Origin of the sequence: Eubacterium sp. SB2 (genome assembly GCF_001244405.1) — a bacterium.
Taxonomy (GTDB): domain Bacteria; phylum Bacillota; class Clostridia; order Lachnospirales; family Lachnospiraceae; genus Faecalicatena; species Faecalicatena contortus_B.
In genome coordinates, this window is record NZ_LN865152.1 from 187,088 (window position 1) to 208,248 (window position 21,161).

At 46.5% G+C, this 21,161-nt stretch carries 18 protein-coding genes and 1 other RNA gene; 3 read left to right on the top strand and 16 right to left on the bottom strand.

The genetic code is table 11. The features are described 5' to 3' along the window. Window positions 1-142: 142 nt before the first annotated feature. From BN1938_RS08430 to BN1938_RS08445, 4 genes are all read right to left on the bottom strand, one after another. Window positions 143-1,564: an ABC transporter permease gene (locus tag BN1938_RS08430; RefSeq protein WP_050640171.1), complete on the bottom strand. Its 1,422-nt coding sequence runs from the start codon at window positions 1,562-1,564 to the stop codon at window positions 143-145. Continuing rightward, window positions 1,533-3,059, bottom strand: coding sequence for a COG1361 S-layer family protein (locus BN1938_RS08435; RefSeq protein WP_050640172.1), 1,527 nt, complete (start codon window positions 3,057-3,059; stop codon window positions 1,533-1,535). Before BN1938_RS08435 ends, BN1938_RS08430 begins: the two co-directional genes overlap by 32 nt. After that, window positions 3,046-3,768: an ABC transporter ATP-binding protein gene (locus BN1938_RS08440; RefSeq protein WP_050640173.1), complete on the bottom strand. Its 723-nt coding sequence runs from the start codon at window positions 3,766-3,768 to the stop codon at window positions 3,046-3,048. Before BN1938_RS08440 ends, BN1938_RS08435 begins: the two co-directional genes overlap by 14 nt. A 250-nt stretch (window positions 3,769-4,018) precedes the next feature. Then, entirely contained in the window at window positions 4,019-4,273 is a 255-nt protein-coding gene (locus BN1938_RS08445) for a hypothetical protein (RefSeq protein WP_050640174.1), read from the bottom strand. A gap of 107 nt (window positions 4,274-4,380) precedes the next feature. Between BN1938_RS08445 and BN1938_RS08450 the strand changes: the two genes are divergently transcribed. Next, on the top strand, window positions 4,381-4,599 hold the full coding sequence (locus BN1938_RS08450; RefSeq protein WP_050640175.1) for a helix-turn-helix domain-containing protein: 219 nt from the start codon (window positions 4,381-4,383) through the stop codon (window positions 4,597-4,599). Window positions 4,600-4,849: 250 nt separating this feature from the next. On the opposite strand, the gene ung is transcribed toward BN1938_RS08450, so the two are convergent. From ung to BN1938_RS08500, 10 genes are all read right to left on the bottom strand, one after another. Beyond that, the gene (gene ung / locus BN1938_RS08455) at window positions 4,850-5,518 is read right to left on the bottom strand and encodes a uracil-DNA glycosylase (protein WP_050640176.1); all 669 of its coding nucleotides are present in this window, start codon (window positions 5,516-5,518) and stop codon (window positions 4,850-4,852) included. 126 nt (window positions 5,519-5,644) lie between these two features. After that, entirely contained in the window at window positions 5,645-6,406 is a 762-nt protein-coding gene (gene hisF, locus BN1938_RS08460) for an imidazole glycerol phosphate synthase subunit HisF (RefSeq protein WP_050640177.1), read from the bottom strand. Continuing rightward, window positions 6,406-7,026, bottom strand: a complete 621-nt coding sequence (gene hisH / locus BN1938_RS08465) for an imidazole glycerol phosphate synthase subunit HisH (RefSeq protein WP_050640178.1) — start codon at window positions 7,024-7,026, stop codon at window positions 6,406-6,408. Before hisH ends, hisF begins: the two co-directional genes overlap by 1 nt. Before the next feature lie 15 nt (window positions 7,027-7,041). After that, window positions 7,042-8,454, bottom strand: coding sequence for an alanine/glycine:cation symporter family protein (locus BN1938_RS08470; protein WP_050640179.1), 1,413 nt, complete (start codon window positions 8,452-8,454; stop codon window positions 7,042-7,044). A gap of 275 nt (window positions 8,455-8,729) precedes the next feature. Next, complete coding sequence (locus tag BN1938_RS08475; RefSeq protein WP_050640180.1) at window positions 8,730-10,274, bottom strand: sensor histidine kinase; 1,545 nt, start codon at window positions 10,272-10,274, stop codon at window positions 8,730-8,732. After that, window positions 10,271-10,951, bottom strand: a complete 681-nt coding sequence (locus BN1938_RS08480) for a response regulator transcription factor (RefSeq protein WP_050640181.1) — start codon at window positions 10,949-10,951, stop codon at window positions 10,271-10,273. Before BN1938_RS08480 ends, BN1938_RS08475 begins: the two co-directional genes overlap by 4 nt. A 120-nt stretch (window positions 10,952-11,071) precedes the next feature. After that, window positions 11,072-14,158, bottom strand: a complete 3,087-nt coding sequence (locus BN1938_RS08485) for an ABC transporter permease (RefSeq protein ID WP_050640850.1) — start codon at window positions 14,156-14,158, stop codon at window positions 11,072-11,074. A gap of 9 nt (window positions 14,159-14,167) precedes the next feature. Then, entirely contained in the window at window positions 14,168-14,872 is a 705-nt protein-coding gene (locus tag BN1938_RS08490; RefSeq protein ID WP_050640182.1) for an ABC transporter ATP-binding protein, read from the bottom strand. 234 nt (window positions 14,873-15,106) lie between these two features. Next, window positions 15,107-16,351 carry an MFS transporter gene (locus tag BN1938_RS08495; protein WP_050640183.1) on the bottom strand — a complete coding sequence of 415 codons (1,245 nt, stop codon included), beginning with the start codon at window positions 16,349-16,351 and terminating at the stop codon, window positions 15,107-15,109. Between the two features lie 77 nt (window positions 16,352-16,428). Beyond that, on the bottom strand, window positions 16,429-17,250 hold the full coding sequence (locus BN1938_RS08500; RefSeq protein WP_050640184.1) for a zinc dependent phospholipase C family protein: 822 nt from the start codon (window positions 17,248-17,250) through the stop codon (window positions 16,429-16,431). A gap of 978 nt (window positions 17,251-18,228) precedes the next feature. Here BN1938_RS08500 and ssrA point away from each other — a divergent pair. Both ssrA and BN1938_RS24195 read left to right on the top strand, forming a co-directional pair. Beyond that, window positions 18,229-18,573: a transfer-messenger RNA gene (ssrA, locus tag BN1938_RS23040) on the top strand. A 200-nt stretch (window positions 18,574-18,773) separates the two neighbouring features. Beyond that, the gene (locus BN1938_RS24195) at window positions 18,774-18,971 is read left to right on the top strand and encodes a Fic family protein (RefSeq protein WP_082202913.1); all 198 of its coding nucleotides are present in this window, start codon (window positions 18,774-18,776) and stop codon (window positions 18,969-18,971) included. On the opposite strand, the gene BN1938_RS08505 is transcribed toward BN1938_RS24195, so the two are convergent. After that, entirely contained in the window at window positions 18,902-20,071 is a 1,170-nt protein-coding gene (locus tag BN1938_RS08505; protein ID WP_050640185.1) for an S-layer homology domain-containing protein, read from the bottom strand. The two genes, BN1938_RS24195 and BN1938_RS08505, sit on opposite strands and share 70 nt — an antisense overlap. Before the next feature lie 116 nt (window positions 20,072-20,187). After that, entirely contained in the window at window positions 20,188-21,150 is a 963-nt protein-coding gene (locus BN1938_RS08510; protein WP_050640186.1) for a Gfo/Idh/MocA family protein, read from the bottom strand. Window positions 21,151-21,161: the final 11 nt, after the last annotated feature.

A 21,161-nucleotide genomic window follows, 5' to 3' on the forward strand; every position in this document is an offset into this window, starting at 1 on the left:
GGCTTCACGTGATGTGGCCGGGTCGCCCCGGTTTTCCTTCTTTTTTCATTTACTCCTGTTTACAGCCGCTCCTGTTGCAAGAACCTCTTATATCCGTTTCACGCTGCTTCTGGCACCTGGCGGGGACATACCGCGCCCCCTTCTACTCATTGCGGATAGCCGCCAGGGGACTCAGCCTCATTGCTCTCAGCGCCGGGAAGTATCCTGCCGCCATCCCCACGAACACCGCGAACACCAGAGAAGCCATTACCAGCCACAGCGGGATATAAGAAATATTTCCGTCAAGTCCCATGGCGCTTCCATTACCCGTAAGGAAGTTTATAACAAAAGACATAATAAAGCTGAGTATATTACCTGCTACACCTCCGATAAAGCCGATAAATGCAGCCTCCAGCAAGAACATCTGCTTAATATTCCTGAGTCCGCATCCCAGAACTTTTATAACACCAATTTCTTTTGTCCTCTCATAAATGGACATCATCATTGTATTAGCAATTCCGATGGCAGCAACCAGAAGGGAAACTGCACCGATTCCTCCAAGCACTGCCTGAACCATAGCAAACTGTTTTTTCATGCTTTCCATATATTCTGCATTCGTTGTTACCTGGAATCCCATGTTTCTGATAACGGATGACAATGCATCCACATCGTCGATATCTTCCGCCTGCACTGCCGCAGAGGAATACACGAACTGTTTATACGGCTTGCCTGACTTGGTACTTGGCTGTCCGGGTATCACGCGTCCCCTGAATTCACGTTTGAGCAGATCTTCCAGCTTATTGATGTCGCAGTAGACATAGTAATAATTAGCATTGTAACTTTCCATATCTCCCGCCACAACACCGCTTGCCTTTACCACATGCTTTTTCGGAGGAAGCTTGGAAGTCTGGGAACCGCTTCCGCCATTTTCTCCCCCGCCGGATGCGCCCATACTGTTGTTCTGGCTCTGAAAATATCCGTCCTGATCCAGAATCAGGAACATCTGGTCATTTGCCAGGTCAACGTCCGGTACTTTTCCTGTTTCCCAGTACCCCTTCCCGGTTGACTTTTCATAGAATGAGGTCAGCACACCATTTCCAAATACCAGTTCCAGACTGGAACTGTTTGGGTCCGGAAGCCTTCCGCCCTCAGCAAGTTCGATATTCTGCTTTTCCAGAGCTTCAGGGGTCATTCCCTTCAGCTGCAGGTAACCCATATACTTTCCCTTCAGCGCAATTGCGCTGAGTTCCAGTACTGGATCTGCACTCTTTACATGTTCCAGCTGCCTCAGCTGCTGGATTACATCGTCAGTTATATACTTATTAGGTTCCTCCTGATCGCCAGAGCTTCCCCCCATGCTGACATACATCCCGCCTTCGCTCTGTTTTCCGGTTACAGTCAGGCTCGTCATGCCTCCCGACTGCTCCACCTCACGGTACATCGACTCCTGCATTCCGAGCCCAAGCGATATCATAACTACGATGGATGCTGTTCCGATCACGACTCCCAGGATGGTCAGAAAAGTACGCAGTTTTCTGCGTTTGAGGTTGCCACTACTCATCCTCAGTAAATCGATCCACCTCATCCACCAAGTCCTCCTCTTCTACAGACTCCTTCTTTTTCTTTCTTTTCTTCATGACTATGATAATAACTATGACCGCTGCAACGACCACTACAGCGATTATGGCAGGTACCAGCGGAAACCCTTTCTCTTCCGGCATCTCTGCCATTGTTGTTATATCCATCGGCGCCTGTTCCGGGGTGATCTGCAGTGAAAATTCCTTTTCGACTGTAGAGGCCTTTCCCGCATCATCTTCGTAGGAAACAATCATCTTGAACTTCTGGTTACCCGCTGTTTCCTGCATGGCGGTCACGATTCCGTCTATTGAGCCGGTTGCTCCGGAATCTACATTTCCTACGAATACTTCTTTTGCTTCAATTCCTTCCCCTTCAAACTTCACTTTTACATTGTACAGCTTAATTCGTCCTGTATTATAAAGGCTGCATGTAATATTGGCCTCTTCTCCAACTGCCACTGCCTCCGGTGCAATTTCCAGCTCACTGAATTCAAATCTTGCCGCCTGTTTCACTGGAATAGCCAGACTGGAAGAGCTTTCATACTGTGTTGCGCTGCTGTCCTCGTATTTCATGGACATGGATATACTGTACGGTTTTTGTACCAGATCTGCCCTGGCGTTCAGGTCAATAGAAATGTCCTGGGTTCCGCCTGCCGGAATACTGTCCAGATAAATCGTGCTGGATCCGGAGGATGGCAGAAATGCCGGCGCCTCCGCGGCCCCTTCCGTCCCTGAGGACGGCGCCTGCAGGTCAAACAGCATATTGGATACCGCTGTTCTTGTAGATGTATTTTTCAGATGTACAATCAGCTTGAAATCGCTTCCGGCATTTACAGCGCCTGGATCTGTATTAAAACCTGTTACAATAACACGCGGAACGGAATTATTTCCGGAAGGTGCTTCACCACCGCCTCCTCCGCTTGTAATCACAGGTTCATTATTAGAAATACCACCGTTGTCCTGAGGCTCCTCCGGGGTATTCGGCTCTTCCGGGGTATTCGGTTCCTCCGGAGTATTCGGATCCTCCGCCGGTTTCTTCTTTTCCAGTGTTTTTACGTAAACATACTTTGTTGTCTCATACTGCTGTTTTCCATCATTGCAGGTAATCTGAAACGTAAGTTTGTAATTCTTTTCGCCGGCATCTGCACGTACGGTCAGATTATCCAGTTTTGTTTCCACGGTCTCCCCCACTGGGATATCTACTGGAGGAAATTCATTATTCAAATTTTTTATCTCAAAAGGCCATGCAGAAGCATCATCAATAATGGGCGCTATTTTAACATTCTTCGCATCCGCTGTGCCCTCGTTCTTAAGTTGTATCAGCAGTTCCTGCTTTTTGTCCCCTTCCGTATAAACCGGGGTTTCCTGTGATTTACCAATTGACAATACTATATCCGGTATCGGTCCGGTCTCATCTGCCGCCCGTACCCCAACCGGCAGTATCATAGCAGCCATCAGCGCAAGACTCATTGCGATTCCTGCAGTTTTCTTAAACAGTTTCATGTTCCTTGTCCTCCCTCTTTTTACGGTTGTCTTCTATTTTTACGATCTTCCCATCGATTATATGGAAAATTCTGTCTGCATATGTAGCCAGATGGTTGTCATGCGTTACCATAACCAGCGTTTTCTTCTGCTCCCTGACTACCCTCTGCATTAAGGTCATAACCTCTTCCGACGTATGCGAATCCAGATTGCCGGTTGGCTCGTCGGCAAAGATTATCTTTGGATCCACAACCAGCGCGCGGGCGACGCCAACTCTCTGCTGCTGACCTCCTGACATCTGGTTCGGCAGATGCCTCTTATGCTTTTTCAGATTCACCAGGTCCAGCATCTTGTCAGCCTTCTTCAGGCGGCTCGCCCGTCCCTCTCCACGGAAGCTCAGCGGTAATGCAACATTCTCAAGTGCATTCATCGTTCCGATCAGATGGAATGACTGGAAAATGAATCCGACGTTTTCACGCCTGAACTTTACAAGGCCGTCCTCATTCAGCGTCTCCATGTGCTGTCCACCGATTATAACTTCACCTTTGGTTGGCTTTTCCAGTCCGGCAAGCATATTCAGAAGAGTGGATTTGCCTGAGCCGGAGGTCCCTACAATCGCGCAGAATTCACCTTCATATATCTCAAAGTCCACACCGTTGAGAGCACGTACCACAGAATCGCCTACACGGTACAGTTTGTATAAGTTTTTAATCTCGATGACCTTATCCACAGTGCCCCTCCTTTATCCCAATATTTTCAACTTACATCATACTTATGAAATCAAAATATTTCTATATAGAATTTGTTAATATTTTCTTAATATTATCCGCATTAAATTCTTTTCAATAAATGATGGATTTTAGCAGCATTTTATACAAAACCGCGTAAGTTTTAATGCTTTCATTTGTTTAATTAATGAAGGAGCTAATCTCCTCACCTTTTTAGCTCCTTTCCCACCACATACGTTAAGCCCGGATCCACTAGGTATCCGGGCTGTTTTTCTCAATAATGTTAATTTTTTCTTTTATCTTCTGATATATCTCATCTTCGTCTAAGTTTATTTTCCCCTCTGTATTGATATACTCAGAAAAAAAATCGGGTGTTATCCTGAAAAATTCGTTCTGTGATTCCGGTGGCAGATCGGATATGAACCTGTCGTAAAATTCGAAATCATCCATCATAATAAAATCCCAAAACCGTTTCTGCTGCTCTTCTGTCATAGTGTGTTTATCCATCTTGACCTCCCCCCATCCCTCTCTTGTGGTTTTATTATATTCGTAATTGCGAAGATATTCAAGTATAAGAATTTGAATTATGCTTATCCTAAAAAAGAGGTGGTGCCATGATTGATTACTCTCCATTCTGGGAAACTCTGGACAATTCTAAAGAAAATTGGTATACACTGACTACGAAATACCATTTATCCAGCAGCACTCTATACCGTTTAAAACACGGCCAGGACATAAGCATGAAAACAATAAACGACCTTTGCCGAATACTCAACTGCAATATTCAGGACATAGCGAGGTATCTTCCCTCAGAAACCGATCAGGAGCTCTAATAAAGTATCCGCCGAAAGCGTAGTGAAGCATCCACTTCCATTCCGGGGGTATTCGTGTGCGTATGAGTCCCACAAAACAAAAACCACATCGGATTGGATGGCTAAAGCTCTGCTTTGAAAAACAGAGCTCAGCCTTCCAATCCAATGTGGTTTTTATCTTGTGAGACTTCATAAACAGCCGGGCTCTGGCCGGGGACAAGGACGTTCCCCTACATACAGCAATAGTCCTGCCCTGATCCCGGGTTCCCCCTTACTCTATCTGCCAGTCGACAGGTTCCACTCCATGGCTGCGCAGAAATTCATTGGTCTGGCTAAAAGGCCGGCTTCCGAAGAATCCTCTGAACGCAGAAAGGGGACTTGGATGCGGCGCCTGCAGGATCAGATGCTGCGGATTATTCAGCATGCTCTTCTTACGCTGTGCCGGGCTTCCCCACAGGATGAATACGATCGGTCTGTCCTGGCCGTTCAGGGCCATGATTGCTGCATCCGTGAATTCTTCCCAGCCGATACCGCGATGGGAATTTGCCTGATGGGCTCGAACCGTAAGTACGGTATTCAGCATCAGAACTCCCTGCTGCGCCCACTTTGTCAGACAGCCATGGCTGGGTATGGTACATCCCAGGTCTTCATGCAGTTCCTGGTATATGTTGACCAGGGACGGCGGGACTTCCACACCCTTTTTTACGGAAAAGCAGAGGCCGTGGGCCTGTCCGTCATTGTGGTAGGGATCCTGCCCCAGAATTACCACTTTGACATCCTTCAGCGGAGTCAGGTGAAATGCATTAAAAATGTCATTTGCAGGCGGAAATATCTTCCGGGTCCTGTACTCCTGATTCACGGTCTCAAATAATTTTTTATAGTAAGGTTTTTTAAATTCCCCCGCTAAAGCTTCATACCAATCGCCATTCAATCCAGACATATTTATTCACTCCTAAGCTTACATTTTTATCCAGAGCGTGTTTGAAAATTCATTGCAGCAATATTCAAACACGCTCAATCGTACAGTTTTAATCCACCCGGTTCTTTCACAGAGTGCGGCTGCGTCTTAAAGCCGTACTGAAACGCCCTCTTTCCGCAGGTATTCTTTTACTTCTTTTATCTCCAGCTCTTTATAATGGAAGAGGGACGCCGCCAGCGCCGCATCGGCTTTTCCGTCCGTGAGAGCTTCCTTGAAATGTTCCAGCGTCCCCGCTCCGCCGGAGGCGATCACAGGAATGGATACCTGCTCCGCCACGGCACGCGTAAGTTCCAGATCATAACCGGCTTTTGTACCATCGCAGTCCATACTGGTCAGAAGAATCTCACCGGCACCCAGGCCGTCTGCTTTTTTTGCCCACTCCAGAGCATCCATTCCGGTGTCAATCCGGCCGCCGTTTTTATAGATGTTCCAGCCGCTGCCGTCTGCACGCCGTTTCGCGTCAATCGCCACGACCACACACTGGCTGCCGAACTTTACGGCCGCATCATGTATCAGCTGCGGATTATTGATAGCAGAAGAATTGATAGAGATCTTATCTGCTCCTTCTCTGAGCAGCGCCCGAAAATCCTCCACAGTACGGATTCCTCCGCCTACGGTGAACGGGATAAACACACACTGAGCCACCTTACGTACCATGTCCACCACGGTTTCCCTCGCGTCAGAAGAAGCCGTAATATCCAGAAATACGAGTTCATCCGCACCTGCTTTATCGTAGGCCTTTGCAATCTCCACCGGATCACCGGCATCGCGCAGATCCACAAAATTGACGCCCTTCACTACTCTGCCGGCGTTGACATCCAGACAGGGAATAATTCTTTTTGTAAACATTACACTTCCTCCCGGTTGAGTTCTACAAAGTTTTTCAGTATCTTCAGACCCACTTCACTGCTCTTTTCCGGATGAAACTGGCAGCCAAATATATTGTCTTTTTCAACCGAAGCATGGATATGGGTGCTGTATTCTGTGGACGCTTTCACAATCGACTCCTCTTTCGCCTTCAAATAGTATGAATGTACAAAATAGACATAAGACTGTTCCTCTATACCGCGAAACAGTCTTCCGCCGTGCTCAAGGTGCAGAGAATTCCATCCCATATGCGGTATCTTCAGGCCTTCCTGATCCGGGATCTTTAATATCTCGCCTTCCAGCAGGCCGAGACCCTCGGCTCCCGGCGCTTCATCACTTCTCTCGAACAAAAGCTGCAGCCCGAGGCAGATCCCCAGAAAAGGAGTCCTCTTTGCCGCAACCTGGCGGATCACCTCATCCAGCCCTGCACGCTTCAGATTCTCCATGGCATCGCCAAATGCCCCTACGCCGGGAAGAATCACCTTTTCTGCCTTTAGAATCCGCTCCGGATCACCGGTAACTTCGACTTCGTGTCCCAGTAACAATAGCGCCTTCTCTACGCTTTTGATGTTTCCCGCATCATAATCAATCATTGCTATCATAATATGTAAACTCCTCTACTCTTTCCCTGTCTTTTTGCTTTTCCCGGTCTTCACTACAGGCACCTGCGTTTTATCCACCGCATCCAGGTTGTTTATATACTTTTTTGTCTCTTTTACGATCACCGGTGACAGTAATAGGACTGCAATCAGGTTCGGTATGGCCATCAGCGCATTCAGTGTATCCGCAATCAGCCAGACCAAATTCAGAGATACAACCGGCGCGATTGCCGCTACGATTATATAGAGGAGCCGGTAAGGAATTAATCCCTTTTTACCCGCAAAATACTCTACGCAGCGCTCTCCATAATAAGCCCAGCCCAGGATCGTGGAATATGCAAATGAAATAATCCCGACTACCAGAATAATCGGCCCTACATAAGGAATCTGGGCAAACGCTTTGGATGTCAGTATCCCGCCATTGGCAATTTCATTTGCATTGATTGCCGGATTCTTCATAATCGTTGATACCAGTACCAGCCCAGTCATCAGACAGACTACTACCGTATCCCAGAATGTACCGGTGGAAGATACCAGTGCCTGGCGCACAGGGTTTCTCGTCTGAGCCGCTGCTGCTGCTATCGGTGCAGACCCCATACCGGATTCATTGGAAAACAACCCTCTGGCCACTCCATACTGCATGGCAAGGCGGATTCCGCCGCCCACCAGTCCGCCGGCAGCCGCCCCGGGTGTAAATGCAAGTTTGCAGATGGTTGTTACGGCCGGAATGATATAGTCATAATTAATCCCCAGAATAATCAGACAGCCAATCACATAAAACACCGCCATAAAAGGAACCAGCTTTTCGCATACTCTTGCAATACTTTTAATTCCGCCGAATATAACAATTGCAGTCATAAATGCGGTAATAAGCCCGATAATCCATGGCTGGATCCCCAGGTTTTCCTCACAGATCGCAGCGATGGCGTTGACCTGTGTCGCGCATCCGATCCCAAAGGATGCAAAGCCTGCCAGAAAAGCAAAAATTAATCCCAGCCAGCGCATGTTCAGCCCACGCTCCAGAGCATACATTGCGCCACCCTGCATTCTTCCATCTTCCGTTTTGACACGGTATTTCACCGCAATCAGGGATTCCCCATACTTTGTGGCTATACCGAACACTCCGGTCAGCCAGCACCAGAGAACTGCACCAGGGCCCCCAAGCGCCACGGCAGTTCCCACGCCAATGATATTTCCCGTACCGATTGTAGAAGCAAGCGCTGTCGTCAATGCCCCAAACTGACTGACCTCACCTTCTGCATTCGGGTCTTTTGTAACCGATAATTTAATCCCTTTCGAAATCGTCTTTCTTTGAATAAAGCCTGTACGGATCGTTAAAAATAAGTGGGTACCAAACAGCAGGGCGATCATCCCCCAGCCCCACACTTTGGAATTCACATATTGGACCGCTTCGTTTACTACATCAAACATGATTTTCTCCTCTCTCATCCTCTCAATGACATTCCGGAATGAAAAAAAGAAAACACACCCGGCCTTATGTCCCCGCCGGCGGGACCGCTGTAAACAGCGGTATATGTAACGAGTAAGGCATACATAATACCGACCGTTGCCAGTTGGCACAATGTATGCCTTAATAGTAGCTATTTTACAGCATTTTGCATCGCTTTTCAAGTTTTTCAGCTATGGAGCCGATTAAATCCCCTCTATACGCAGTAACAGCTCAGGCAAGCCTGAACTGTTACTGATCATGATTGATCATGTTTTTCAGGCGCGGCCAATAAAGACATCGTCTCCGAATCCGGCGAGTTTGTGCTCTCTGCGCACTCCATATCCAGCTCAAACCAGAATTCGACGCCGTTTTCAAAATTATTCACGCCGTAGTCCTGGTGGAAGGACTCCATTATCGCTTTTACGATAGACAGGCCAATTCCATTCCCGCCGTATTCCCGGGTATGAGCCTTGTCCACTTTATAAAACTTATCCCACAGCTTATGCAGATCTTCTTCCGGTATGGGGTTACCGCTGTTGAATACAGATACCCTTACCGTTCTTCCCCTGGATATTACCCGGATTTCGATACGCTTTTCGTTATCCACATGATGGATCGCATTGGTTAAATAATTTCTGACTACCTGTTCCGTCTTGAATTCATCCGCCCAGACGTATACCTTCTCATCCGCGATAAAGTCTACGGAAGCCCCTGCCTGCAGAATCAGTATCTCGCAGCTTGAGAGTACTCCCTGTATCAGCCCGACAATATCAAAGCGTTCGAATTCCAGTTCCTGAGAGCCGAATTCCAGTTGGTTCAGAATCAGAAGATTTTTCACCATCTGGTTCATCTTCGCGGCTTCATCCATGATGACATCACAGTAGAACTCCCGGCTTTCGGGATCTTCGTTGACCCCTTCTTTCAGCCCCTCCGCGTAACCCTGGATCAGAGCGATGGGAGTCTTCAGCTCATGGGAAACATTTCCCAGGAACTCGTTGCGCATGTCCTCCAGTCTGTCTTTCTGCTCTATATCTTTCTGCAGCTGGTTATTTGCGCTCTTCAGCTCCGATATCGTCTTCTCCAGACGTGAGGACATAATATTGAAGTTCCTGCCCAGCACCCCAATCTCATTATCACCGCCGCTTGTATATTTTGCCTCAAAATCCAGCCTCGCCATACGCTGGGACAGTACTGCCAGTTCTTTGATCGGCTCCGTAATCTTTCGGGAAAAAAAGCATACGAGAATCCCGCCCAGAATTACTGCAATTACCCCCATATAGACAAGAAACTTATTGGCCAGGCTGGCGCTCTCTCTGATACTTTCCAATGGACTCTGCATAATGAAAAGAGAACCATCCGAGAACTCACCCCAAATCTCAAGATATTCTGTCTGATTCGTAAAATCTTTCGTCTTGCAGATCTGATAGTAATCCGTATTTTTCAAAACCTTTTTCGAGTTCTGGCTTTTATCAAACAAATAGGACAGCAGCTTGACATAGAGAGGGCCATTTCCGTCCCACACGGTCGAAAATACAAGTGTCCCGTCGTTTTGTATAACGAGCGCCGCGATATTTGTCCGCTCCGTCTGTCGTACGAGTTTTTCATACACTGACTTTGAGCTAATCTCCCCGCTGCGGATCTCTTTGTCAATGGAATTGTACATACTCAACAGATCTGCCTGCTTGTGCACCGTGTAATACTGTGCCAGGAATCCTGAATTCACCGCAAAGAGCAGAATAAGTATAAATATAATCAACCCGACAAAGATAACCATCATCTGCCGTCTTATTGATTGTTTCATCCTTCTACCTCGAACTTATATCCCATGCCCCAGATCGTCTTAATATAGTCGCCCTTCTCTCCCAGCTTGCTCCTCAGCTTCTTCACATGGGTATCTATGGTACGCGCATCCCCAAAATAATCGTAATTCCACACATTGTTCAGTATCTTCTCTCTTGACAGGGCAATTCCCTGATTCTCCACAAAATAGGACAAAAGCTCAAACTCTTTGTAGCTTAAATCAATGGTTTTGTCCCCGATCTTTACAATATGTGCAGCCCTGTCAATCACAATCCCGCCGGCATCCATGACATCCCCGGAATCTGTGCTCTGTGTTCTGCGGAGGATAGCTTCTACTCTGGCCACCAGGATCTTTGGGCTGAATGGTTTGGATATATATTCGTCCACGCCCAGGTCAAACCCCTGGAGTTCGTCACGCTCATCCGAGCGGGCCGTCAGCATGATGATCGGAACCTTGGAATGTTCCCGGGTCTCCCGGCATACCTGCCAGCCATCCATCTTCGGCATCATGACATCCAGAATCACCAGCGAGATATCCTTATCTTCATAAAATAAATCCATAGCCTCCATGCCGTCGCCCGCCTCAAGTACCATATATCCTTCTCTCGTCAGGAAATCCTTTACGAGCTTGCGCATCCTGCTTTCATCATCCACAACTAAAACTTTGATTTTCTCCATTTTAATCGTCTCCTATCTGTTCTTTTTCCCGTTCTTATTCCTTTTTTGTATCATAACAGGTAAATTTGATGAAACTGTGAATTTGCGGGCTTTTCGGGCACTTTTCCCCGTCATCCGCTTTTATTCCACGCTCTTCAGAGATTCCACCATATCGATCCGTTTCAGCTTGAAATACATCACTCCGTTTACAAAGAGAGAGAATCCCATGGTAATCAGAAAACTGTACACATAACTGCTAAAGTCAATATTTCTTCCGAACATAGCAGAATCAATCTCCACAGTCACAATGACAAACTGATGCAGTATCCTACCAAGCAATATGCCCACTGCAGAACCGACTACCGTCAGGATTATATTTTCACGGTAAACATAGGCCGATACCTCATTGTCAAAAAACCCGAGAACTTTCAGTGTGGCCAGTTCCCGCTTTCGTTCTGTAATGTTGATATTATTCAGATTGTACAGAACTACAAATGCCAGCATTCCCGCCGATATAACAAGCACCACCAGCACAATATCCAGGCTGCCCAGCATGTCATCCAGCTGCTGCTGCATATTGTTCGTATAGCTGATGCTCAGAGCGCCTTTTGTCTCCAGAATGGACTCCCCAACTTTTTCAAGCTCATCCATCCTGCCCTCTTTCATCGTATAATAGATGGAGTTATACTCCGGCGCTTCTCCATACAGTTGTTTATAAAGGTCAGGTGTCAAATAAATATAATGTCCGATATAGTTTTCACATATCTGCGCAATCTTAACCTGAAGTTCACCCTTCACATCGTCTTTTATGCTGACCGTATCACCCACGCCTGCATCCAGCATCTTTGCCGTTTTTTCGGATATAATCGCTCCGGTATTGTCCAGCTTATAGTGTTCATCCGTTATACGGTTTTTAAAGATGACAAATTTGGAGAACTTATCCAAATCCTTCGGCACATTCAAATACACATCTTTCGTTGTCTTTCCATGTGTAACTTCAACCTGCTGGAGGAAGTTCTCTGCCGTGTCATCCACCCGTTTATCGGATGCCAGTTTATTATACGTTTCCTCTTTTTCATCCGCGGAAGCATCCTCTTCCAATATAACATTTCCATCATAAAGCTGGATCTCTCCATACTGGAGCACCGCGATGTCAAAGATTGAATCCTTCAGCCCAAATCCGACCAGAAGCAGAGCCATGCAGCCTCCGATTCCGAATACGGTCATGAAAAACCGTTTCTTATATCTGATCAGATTCCGCACAGTCGCCTTCCAGATAAAGCTTAGCCGCTTCCATAAAAACGGAATCCTCTCCAAAAACACCCGCTTGCCCTGCTTTGGTGTGGGCGGGCGCATCAGCTCCGCCGCCTGTTCCCTCAACTCATGAAAACAGGAGAAAATCGTAGCAAGCAGTGTGCATGCCAGGGCCGCAAGTGATGCCGCCATACCGTAATACATGTTGTATGGGGTCAGTACGGTATCCATGTGCTGATACATAATTCCATAGGCTGTAATGATAATATAGGGCAGTATCTTCTCTCCGACCAGGATTCCAAATGCGCTCCCGCTCACAGTTGCAAGACATGCATAACCGATATATTTGCCCGCAATAGAATGTCGTTCATAGCCAAGCGCCTTTAATGTTCCGATCTGGGTTCTCTGCTCTTCCACCATACGCGTCATGGTCGTCAGGCTGATCAGTGCCGCCACAAGGAAGAACAGTACCGGAAACACCTCCCCAATGGCCTTCATACGGTCTGCATTTTCCCCGTAGCTTGTGTATTCGGTCAGAGTGCTTCTGTCATAAATATACCACTTGGCATGCTCAATCTTGCTGATATCCTTCTCGGCATCCTTGATTTTTTTCTCGCCGTCTTTTATCTTCGTATCTGCTTCGGATTTAGCATCCTCGTACTCTGCCTGTGCATCGTTCAGTTCCTGCTCTTTTGATGCAAGTTCGCTCTCTCCTGCCGCCAGGTCAGACTGTGCCTGTTCTATCTGTGCCCAGCCGTCATTGATCTGCTGCTGTCCGGAATCCAACTGCCCCTTTGCCTCGTCGAGCTGGGCGCGGGCCGCCTCGATCTGGGCATCTCCTTCCGTAATCTTGGCGTACATCACCTGCAGTGTATATTGGGTCTGCTCATCGGTCAGCCCGCTTGATGCAAGTGCATCATACTGGGCCTTCACCTGGTTCAGTTCCTCTACCTTGCCATTCAGCACTTCGACCTGCGCGTTCAGGTCCTCGTACCCCTGGTTGATCTCATCTTGTTTCTGGATCAGCTGGCTGCGTGAATCCTCCAGCTGTGCATAGCCGTTGGATATCTCCGCCTTTGCATTCTCCAGCTGGTTTCTGCCGTCATCCAGCTTTGCTTTTGCATCGTTTAATTTTTGATCTGCCTCGGTTTTCGCATCTTCCAGCTCTTTTTTTGCATCGTTGAGCTTATTCTCAGCCTCATCTACAATCTCCTGATACCGGGCGTCCTCTCTTGTTTTGCGGATCTTCTCCACTTCATCTATAACAGTGTCTATATGGTCATCATATTCATCCGTGAACGCTGTCAGCTCTTTTGCCCCGTCCACAGCAGCATACATCTCCGTATACACATCCAGATCAAAGCTGTCCGGTAAAACGCTGACAAACCCGCTGACAGAACCGGTGCCGATCGTGCTGCTGCCGCGATGAAAAGAGATATAGCACGGGCTGCTGACCGTCCCCACAATGGTGTAGGTATCCGTCTTTAGTGTATCGGTGATCTTATCCTCTGTCCCTGATAAAAACGTAATCTTATCGCCGACCTCGTATCCGCTCCCCGTCAGAAAGTCTATGTCTACAACACACTCGTCCGCTGCTTTTGGCAGCCGCCCTTCCTCCACTACCAGTTGATTCATGGACGGCAGCAGCGAAGAAATATGTACCACCTTTTTGCTGTCATTCACCGAACAAAGAGCATCTGCCGAATAGCCGGCCTCCACGTGCTCAATACCGTCCACCTTCTCCAGGGCTTTCAGGTCGTCGTCTGTTAGGCCCAGAGTGCTGACCACCTTAATATCCATCAGGTTCTGCCTGTCAAAATATGCGTCCCCTGAAAGACGCATATCCGGTTCCGCAGAGCGGATGCCCGAGAAAAACGCAACCCCGATTGCCACTATGAAGAATATCGAAAGAAACCGGCCCAGGCTTCTGCGGATCTCCATGTAAAAATCTTTTCTAAGTGCTTTCCTGCTCATATGCATGCCCTACCATTCTATTTGGTCAATTGATACCGGATTGGGATTCTGTTCCATGCCGGATACTTTTCCGTTCTTAATGCGGATCAGCCGGTCTGCCATCGGCGCCAGCGCTGAATTATGTGTGATGACGATGACCGTCATGCCCCGCTCCCTGCACATGTCCTGGAGCAGTTTTAAGATTGATTTGCCCGTATTATAGTCCAGAGCTCCGGTTGGCTCATCGCACAGCAGAAGCTTTGGATTCTTAGCCAGCGCCCTGGCAATGGATACACGCTGCTGCTCTCCCCCGGACAGCTGTGCCGGGAAATTGTCCAACCGGTCTCCCAGCCCAACTTCCTCCAACACCTCCCTGGCGTCCAGGGGATTTTTGCAGATCTGAAGCGCAAGCTCTACATTCTCCAACGCCGTCAGATTGGGGACCAGATTATAGAACTGGAACACGAATCCAATATCATTGCGGCGGTAGCTGGTCAGCTGCCTTGCATTACAGCTCGTGATATCCGCTCCGTCCACCGTGATCTTTCCTCCTGTGGCAGTGTCCATACCACCCAGGATATTCAGCACCGTTGTCTTACCGGCGCCGCTGGGGCCCACAATAATGACAAATTCCCCCTTCTCAATCGCAAAATCTATTCCGTCCACCGCACGGATCTCAACTTCTCCCATCTTATAAATCTTTGTAATATCTTCCAATTTTACAAAATCCTTCATCTTAGCATCTCCTCGTCAGCTGCATATTCCTGATGCGGCAGTGCGGCCGCACTCACACCCCGGAGGCAGGTAATCCCGCATTCAGGCCTGCCCAGTCTGTTTAACATTATATCACGTTCATATGAGAAAATGATGGAATTCTTACTAATTTCACAATTAATTTATTGCTAAATTTTATGGTAAAAAAACGGGGCTGCCTGTCATAATCAGGCAGCCCGCTGCTTTTTCGGATATCTATTTTACAGCTTTTGCAGCTTTCACGGCCTTTCTGAAAAGGATGAAGCCCACAAGGAAAAAAACAGACAGCGCGCTGACTCCTATATTTACATTACCGGTAATCTGGCTCAGTACGGATACGAATGCCGTGCCGAAGATGGAGGCGCCCTTTCCACAGATATCATAAATCCCGAAATATTCACCGGACTTTTCTGCCGGGATAATCTTAGCAAAATAAGACCGGGAAAGCGCCTGGATCGTCCCCTGGAACATTCCCACCAGAACCGCCAGTATCCAGAAGTCAAGCTGAGTATCTAAACCGTATGCATACAGCGCTATACAAAAATAGGCGGCAATACATATCGTAATAATTGTTGTGGAAGCCAGTTTTTTTGACAGCCTGCTGAAGATAAGAACGCAGGGAAATGCGACGATCTGTGTCAGCAACAGCGCAAGCAGCAATCCCGTACTGTCCAGACCGAGTGCCTGCCCGTAGGCAGTGGCCATATCAATGACTGTATAAACCCCATCTATATAGAAGAAAAAGGCCAGCAAAAAGAACAGGACATGCTTTTCCCTGGCAATTTCTTTAAAAGTACTGCCAAGTCGTCTGAAACTGTTCCTGACCACATGCTGCGTTGTCTCCACAAAATACTTCTGCTTATAAGAACGCAGCAGCGGTACAGCCGACAGCAGCCACCAGACAGATGTAATCAGAAATGCGATTACCATGGATGTCTGCATGCCAATCCCCAGTTTTCCGCCGCCCAGCACTACTCCCAGGCTGGCAACAAAAGGAATGCAGCTTCCGATATAGCCCCAGGCAAATCCCTGGGAAGATACGACATCCATCCTTTCAGGTTCAGTAACATCCGTCAGCATGGCATCATAAAAGATCAGGCTGGAAGAATATCCCGTTTTTGTCAGCACAAATACTCCCAGAAACCAGATCCAGGAAGACAAAAAGCCCAGGACGATACAGCCGATCACGCCCACTCCAAGGAAGACTGAAAATATCACTTTCTTATAATTCTTCGTATCCGCAACCGCCCCCAGTGTCGGCCCAAGAACCGCTACAAACAGGGTGCAGATAGAGGTTGCATATCCCCAGTACGCCAGATAATTGACAGAAGATATTCCCGCAATATCTGCCAAATGGTTGAAGTAGATTGGAAATATGGTGGCTACCAGCATGGTAAATGCGGAGTTGCCCACATCATACAAAACCCATTTCTTCTCCAAGGCCGTCATTTTAAATTTCATAGATTTCCCCCTTTTATCACTTTCTCTCACTCATATTTATAACTGCTCATTCCTTGTATATCCGTTTGGCCCTGGTCCTACAACGGCAGTTCCTTCCAGTCTTCACCTGCGCCGAATGTCTCATGGAATCTTACCGGAAGTTCCGCATCCTGGAACAGGACTTTTTGGAACTTAATGATCAAGTCTGCAGCCAGCGGCACAGCTCCTGCATATAGTTTTTTCAGCAGCAGACAATATTTTTCACACTGCGGATTTGCCTCCTCACTCATAACCATTCCGTGCATAGAATCGTATTTTCCCATTACCTTCATAGCGCCAAAAACCAGTTTTCTCTTTTTCTGTCCGGGCGCAAGCAGGAGCTTATGGTAAGTAATCATGGAGCTCAGCGCCTTTTTTACGGTATCAGCAGACAGATCCTCAAAAAATGGCGCGATTACCTTTGCATTTTCCATCGTCGGGTGAATGTGTTTTGCAGAAAAATACGTCACCGGATTTATATGGTCTCCGGTCAGGAGATACCGGTCAAATTCCATCTCTATTTCGGAATGGCTGATCCCGCTGACCTGTATCATCTTTTCAATGTACTTATGGCACTCACTGTCCAGTGCAAAATGGCAGATAAACCCATACATATAAGCCCTGGCCGCCGCACTGTCATCGGTTCTTGAAATAATCTCAGCGGCATGGCTGAAAAACTGATCCGCCATCTTATCGTGCAGCGCGTATCCCTGCCCGCTCACCGGATTAGACTTCAAGGCTTTGTAATAAAACAAAATATCCGGTCCGTGAAGGCCGATATCAAATAATTCCCTGTTATTTTCCACCGCTTTTTCAAGCGGCCTGGGAAGGGCACTAATAACATCCTTTCCAAATCTATAGTGTGCATACGTTGTTGGCATAGCAAAAACCTCTTTTCCTATTAATTTTTATGTATTCCCCCTCCGGCAGAAACATTCCACATCCCGCGAGCGGCGAAGACCGGTGCACTTCAGGCTTTTACAATTCGTCTAATCTCCCGGTAAAAATAAAATAGTCCTGCTTTAAAACGTCCGCAGAATATCAATTATGGAATGCCCTTGGATATATATTATCACAGAAATCGGGGAAAGAAACCAGTATATCATAGAAAAATTTATGTAAAATTTCAATAGCAGCGTATTTCCTGTATGATTAGTAGGCATTTACATTCTTTTCCATATACTGAATACTACAGAAATAGCCTGCTGTATAAATAAGAGGTATATAAAATAAGACCAAAAACAAAACCGCATAGTGTATTGAATTATTTTGATACTGGAACCGTGTCCCATTGCTTTTGTACACCTACTGGGACATAAAAGTACCACCAATTCTATATCCATACGCTGCCCCCGTTTGAGGCCCCACCTTAGGAACGTGTCCTTTTCCCGCCGGTTGGATACGCCAGCTCCATGAAGGGATCGCCGAAAGCCTCCCGGAGAACATCCATGTCCTTTCAAAAACGCTCAAAGCGGACCTTAGAAATTCTTGGTGGGAAACAGCCCTGAAAATGGAGAGATTTTTGGATTCCGAATCCAAAAATCAGCTGACCCAGCGCGAGAAATCATCGGATTTCTCGTGATGTGTCAGTGGTGCTCCATTTTCAGGGCTGTTTCCCGCCTAGAATTTCTTAGGTCCGCGGCCGCGTTTTTGAAAGGACATGGATGTTCTCCGGGAGGCTTTCGGCGATCCCTTCATGGAGCGTCCCCATCCGTGCCGCCACTAAAGCGCGTCACTAACTCCCGATTTGAAAAAAATGTAAACTTTTCTGAATGCCTTGACTTTAAAGCTTCTTTTTTATAGAATAGATATGCGGCAGAATATACAAGAACTTTCTTTTCTGCCCACATCTAATACAAGGGCTTGTACTGGTTTCGACAGGGATCTTGAAGATGGAGAAGCTATCCGCAGGCTGATGCGTCAAATCGCAAACTTAAAATTAAACGCTAACGATAATTTCGAATTAGCTGCAGCCTAAATGCTGCATGTCAGCCCCGGGGCACCCGCACCCTGGGAATCTGGCACCGACTATGTGGGAAACGATATCAGCAAAGCTTTGAGCTGTTAGGCGTATCATGAAGCTACTGAAACCGTAAGGGTGTTAGTTCCCGTACGGCAGAGGGAATGAAAAAGAACTGACTATGATAGTAGAAGTACATGGGATAGGTTTTTGGACGCGGGTTCGATTCCCGCCAGGTCCACTATTATGGGGAACGGCGAATATTCGTCTGTTCCCCATTTATTCACCGTTCCGACCTCCCCGTTCATCTTATCTAATGTGGAATCTCTCTAAAAAATAGCAAGATAATAAGTATGATAATAAGTAAGATAGAGGAACTACATGGAAAATTATATTCCCCGTATCAGATCACAAACTGTATGCTGGGTTTTGTAGCATACATTAATTAAATCCGCTGTTTTTCACTATGAATTTGACTTTATTCATCCATTTGTTGATGGAAACGGTAGAGTGGCAAGGCTTTGGCAAACAGTAATGCTTTCTAAGTGTAAGCGTACCTTAAAGAATTGGTATTATTGCCCAAACTTTTGGAGAAATCTGGTTATAATCGTAGCGCATACAGCTCTGCTTGCGTTCGTTTGAGGATTTATTTTCCCCTGGTCACCCGAAATAAGCCCTGTTCCAACTGCCCATTTTACAGGCTCTTTTGCAAATTTGCTTATCTGATCTTTGTCCGGATAACTACTCAAATCACCGGAATTATCGGAGTTATAGCCTTTATACTTTGCATATCGATACATCATTGCTGCCATTTGTTCTCTGTTAATATCGTCTGAAGGACCAAAACATCCATCGTCGTAACCAGTTACTATACCAACACTATTTGCCCAGATAACCGCATTTGAGTAAAACAAACCATCCGGAACATCTGGGAAAACAGCCGCATAATCAACTTTTGGTTCTCCTTCCATACGGTATAAGATAGTTGCAAATTGCGCTCTCGAAAGGGTTTCCGATGCTCCGAAATATGTTTCATTTAATCCCGTCATAATATATCGTTGATACACATATAAAACGTAATCGTAATACCAATCACCCTTCCCACCTTCCGCATGTCTATGTGACACTACGTCATTAAATGGTTCATCAACAAGATTTCCTTGTGGCCAGTTAAGCCAAAACCAATTAGTAACAATATCTTCTCTTGAGAATTCAATCTGGAAATAATATCTTCCCCCATCAAAATCCTTTAGATAGAAAATAGATTTTCCGGATTCTCCGGAATTATAATTCGCAAATGGTGGCCAGCCGCAATTTTTCATTGCACTTTTCACCTCATTAAATGTAGTTCCCACTTTGATCCCATACATGCTGACCGACTCATCTTCGCATTCCATGCTGATCATAGTTCCTAGAGTTGTTTCGGGTACATCTTTAAATTCCATAGAAAAACCATTTTTGATATAGCGGTCACCATCATATGGCTCCCATTCTTCCCAGGTTGCCCCCAACCGATCAGCAAGTTCCTGGCATTGCTTATTTTCAGCATATTCAGTGGCATCAATGGTTGTAACAGCCTCTGTCTCAATGTCAAAAGATTCCTGTGCCTCATAATCCGTTGTTTCAAATTCATTTGTTTCCTGCGCCTGTTTTACTTCTGTTTCGTCCATGGCATAAACCGGCAAAACATTACCAATTGTCATGGATAATGTAACTAATAATACAAGAACTTTCTTTTTCATAATTCATCCCCGCCTTTTCTTATAAATTATAAGAATATTATAACACTTATCGCGCAGGATTCCATCAAAAGTTTATCTTGAATGCCAATAATCTGCAAATACAAACGTCCGGTTTCTTAATATCTCATCCTCCATCCCTTCCTCATATCATCCATCATCTTCAAAACATCCACTGTCTCTTCATGGGGCAATTCCGGACATTCTTTCCACCCGTTTTGGATTGCCCTGCAGCAGCTTTCCACTTCATATTCCAGTCCTGTAATCTGCACAGGCGGGAGCTTCTGCCCTATCAACCGGTCTCTCTGGTCATACACCTCTACATTCTCAGGATTATTGACATTTGTTATTTCCATATATCCCTTTTCTCCGAACAGCACCCCCTTCCGGTTAAACACGGAACCAATGCCGCTGTGAAGCACAGCCATTCTTCCGCCCTCAAATTCCAGAGTAATGCTGTCCGACATGTCAACTCCATTCTCATGTAAGACGCATGATGCCTGGACATTTTTGATTTCAGTGCCAAATATCATCCTTGCAAAATGAATCAGATAGATCCCCAGATCCAGGAGTGCGCCCCCGGCAAGCCGGGGATCTGTCAGCCTTTGGACTCCCAGCAGCGGATAGCCTAAATTGGCCGTAAGTGATTGGATTTCTCCAATGCTTCCCTCACCGATCATACTCTCAATCATTTTTCTGGAAGGCATGTATCTTGTCCACATTGCTTCTGTAACAAAACAGCCCTTTTTATCAGCCATTTCAAACATTTCCTCTGCCTGCCCCGCATTTACCGTAAATGGTTTTTCGCACAACACATGTTTTCTGTTTTCCAGGCATAATTTTATGTGCTCATAATGAAGTGTATGCGGCGTAGCAATATAGATCAGATCTATGTCCGGATCATTTACCATACTTTCATACCCGTCATAGGCTTTTTCAATCTTGTATTCCTGCGCAAATTTATGAGCGCGCCCTTCCTCTCTGGATGCAGCTCCATAAACGCACGCCGATTCCATCTCCGATATTGTTGCAGCCATCTTACGGGCAATGGAACCTGTCCCTAAAATACCAATCTTTAACATGTCTTCCCCTT

Bases quoted from the DNA above. Each gene is read 5' to 3' on its own strand.
- BN1938_RS08430 (WP_050640171.1), bottom strand. From the start codon at position 1,564: ATGAGGTGGATCGATTTACTGAGGATGAGTAGTGGCAACCTCAAACGC.
- BN1938_RS08435 (WP_050640172.1), bottom strand. From the start codon at position 3,059: ATGAAACTGTTTAAGAAAACTGCAGGAATCGCAATGAGTCTTGCGCTG.
- BN1938_RS08445 (WP_050640174.1), bottom strand. From the start codon at position 4,273: ATGGATAAACACACTATGACAGAAGAGCAGCAGAAACGGTTTTGGGAT.
- BN1938_RS08450 (WP_050640175.1), top strand. From the start codon at position 4,381: ATGATTGATTACTCTCCATTCTGGGAAACTCTGGACAATTCTAAAGAA.
- ung (WP_050640176.1), bottom strand. From the start codon at position 5,518: ATGTCTGGATTGAATGGCGATTGGTATGAAGCTTTAGCGGGGGAATTT.
- hisF (WP_050640177.1), bottom strand. From the start codon at position 6,406: ATGTTTACAAAAAGAATTATTCCCTGTCTGGATGTCAACGCCGGCAGA.
- hisH (WP_050640178.1), bottom strand. From the start codon at position 7,026: ATGATAGCAATGATTGATTATGATGCGGGAAACATCAAAAGCGTAGAG.
- BN1938_RS08470 (WP_050640179.1), bottom strand. From the start codon at position 8,454: ATGTTTGATGTAGTAAACGAAGCGGTCCAATATGTGAATTCCAAAGTG.
- BN1938_RS08475 (WP_050640180.1), bottom strand. From the start codon at position 10,274: ATGAAACAATCAATAAGACGGCAGATGATGGTTATCTTTGTCGGGTTG.
- BN1938_RS08480 (WP_050640181.1), bottom strand. From the start codon at position 10,951: ATGGAGAAAATCAAAGTTTTAGTTGTGGATGATGAAAGCAGGATGCGC.
- BN1938_RS08485 (WP_050640850.1), bottom strand. From the start codon at position 14,158: ATGAGCAGGAAAGCACTTAGAAAAGATTTTTACATGGAGATCCGCAGA.
- BN1938_RS08490 (WP_050640182.1), bottom strand. From the start codon at position 14,872: ATGAAGGATTTTGTAAAATTGGAAGATATTACAAAGATTTATAAGATG.
- BN1938_RS08495 (WP_050640183.1), bottom strand. From the start codon at position 16,351: ATGAAATTTAAAATGACGGCCTTGGAGAAGAAATGGGTTTTGTATGAT.
- BN1938_RS08500 (WP_050640184.1), bottom strand. From the start codon at position 17,250: ATGCCAACAACGTATGCACACTATAGATTTGGAAAGGATGTTATTAGT.
- BN1938_RS08505 (WP_050640185.1), bottom strand. From the start codon at position 20,071: ATGAAAAAGAAAGTTCTTGTATTATTAGTTACATTATCCATGACAATT.
- BN1938_RS08510 (WP_050640186.1), bottom strand. From the start codon at position 21,150: ATGTTAAAGATTGGTATTTTAGGGACAGGTTCCATTGCCCGTAAGATG.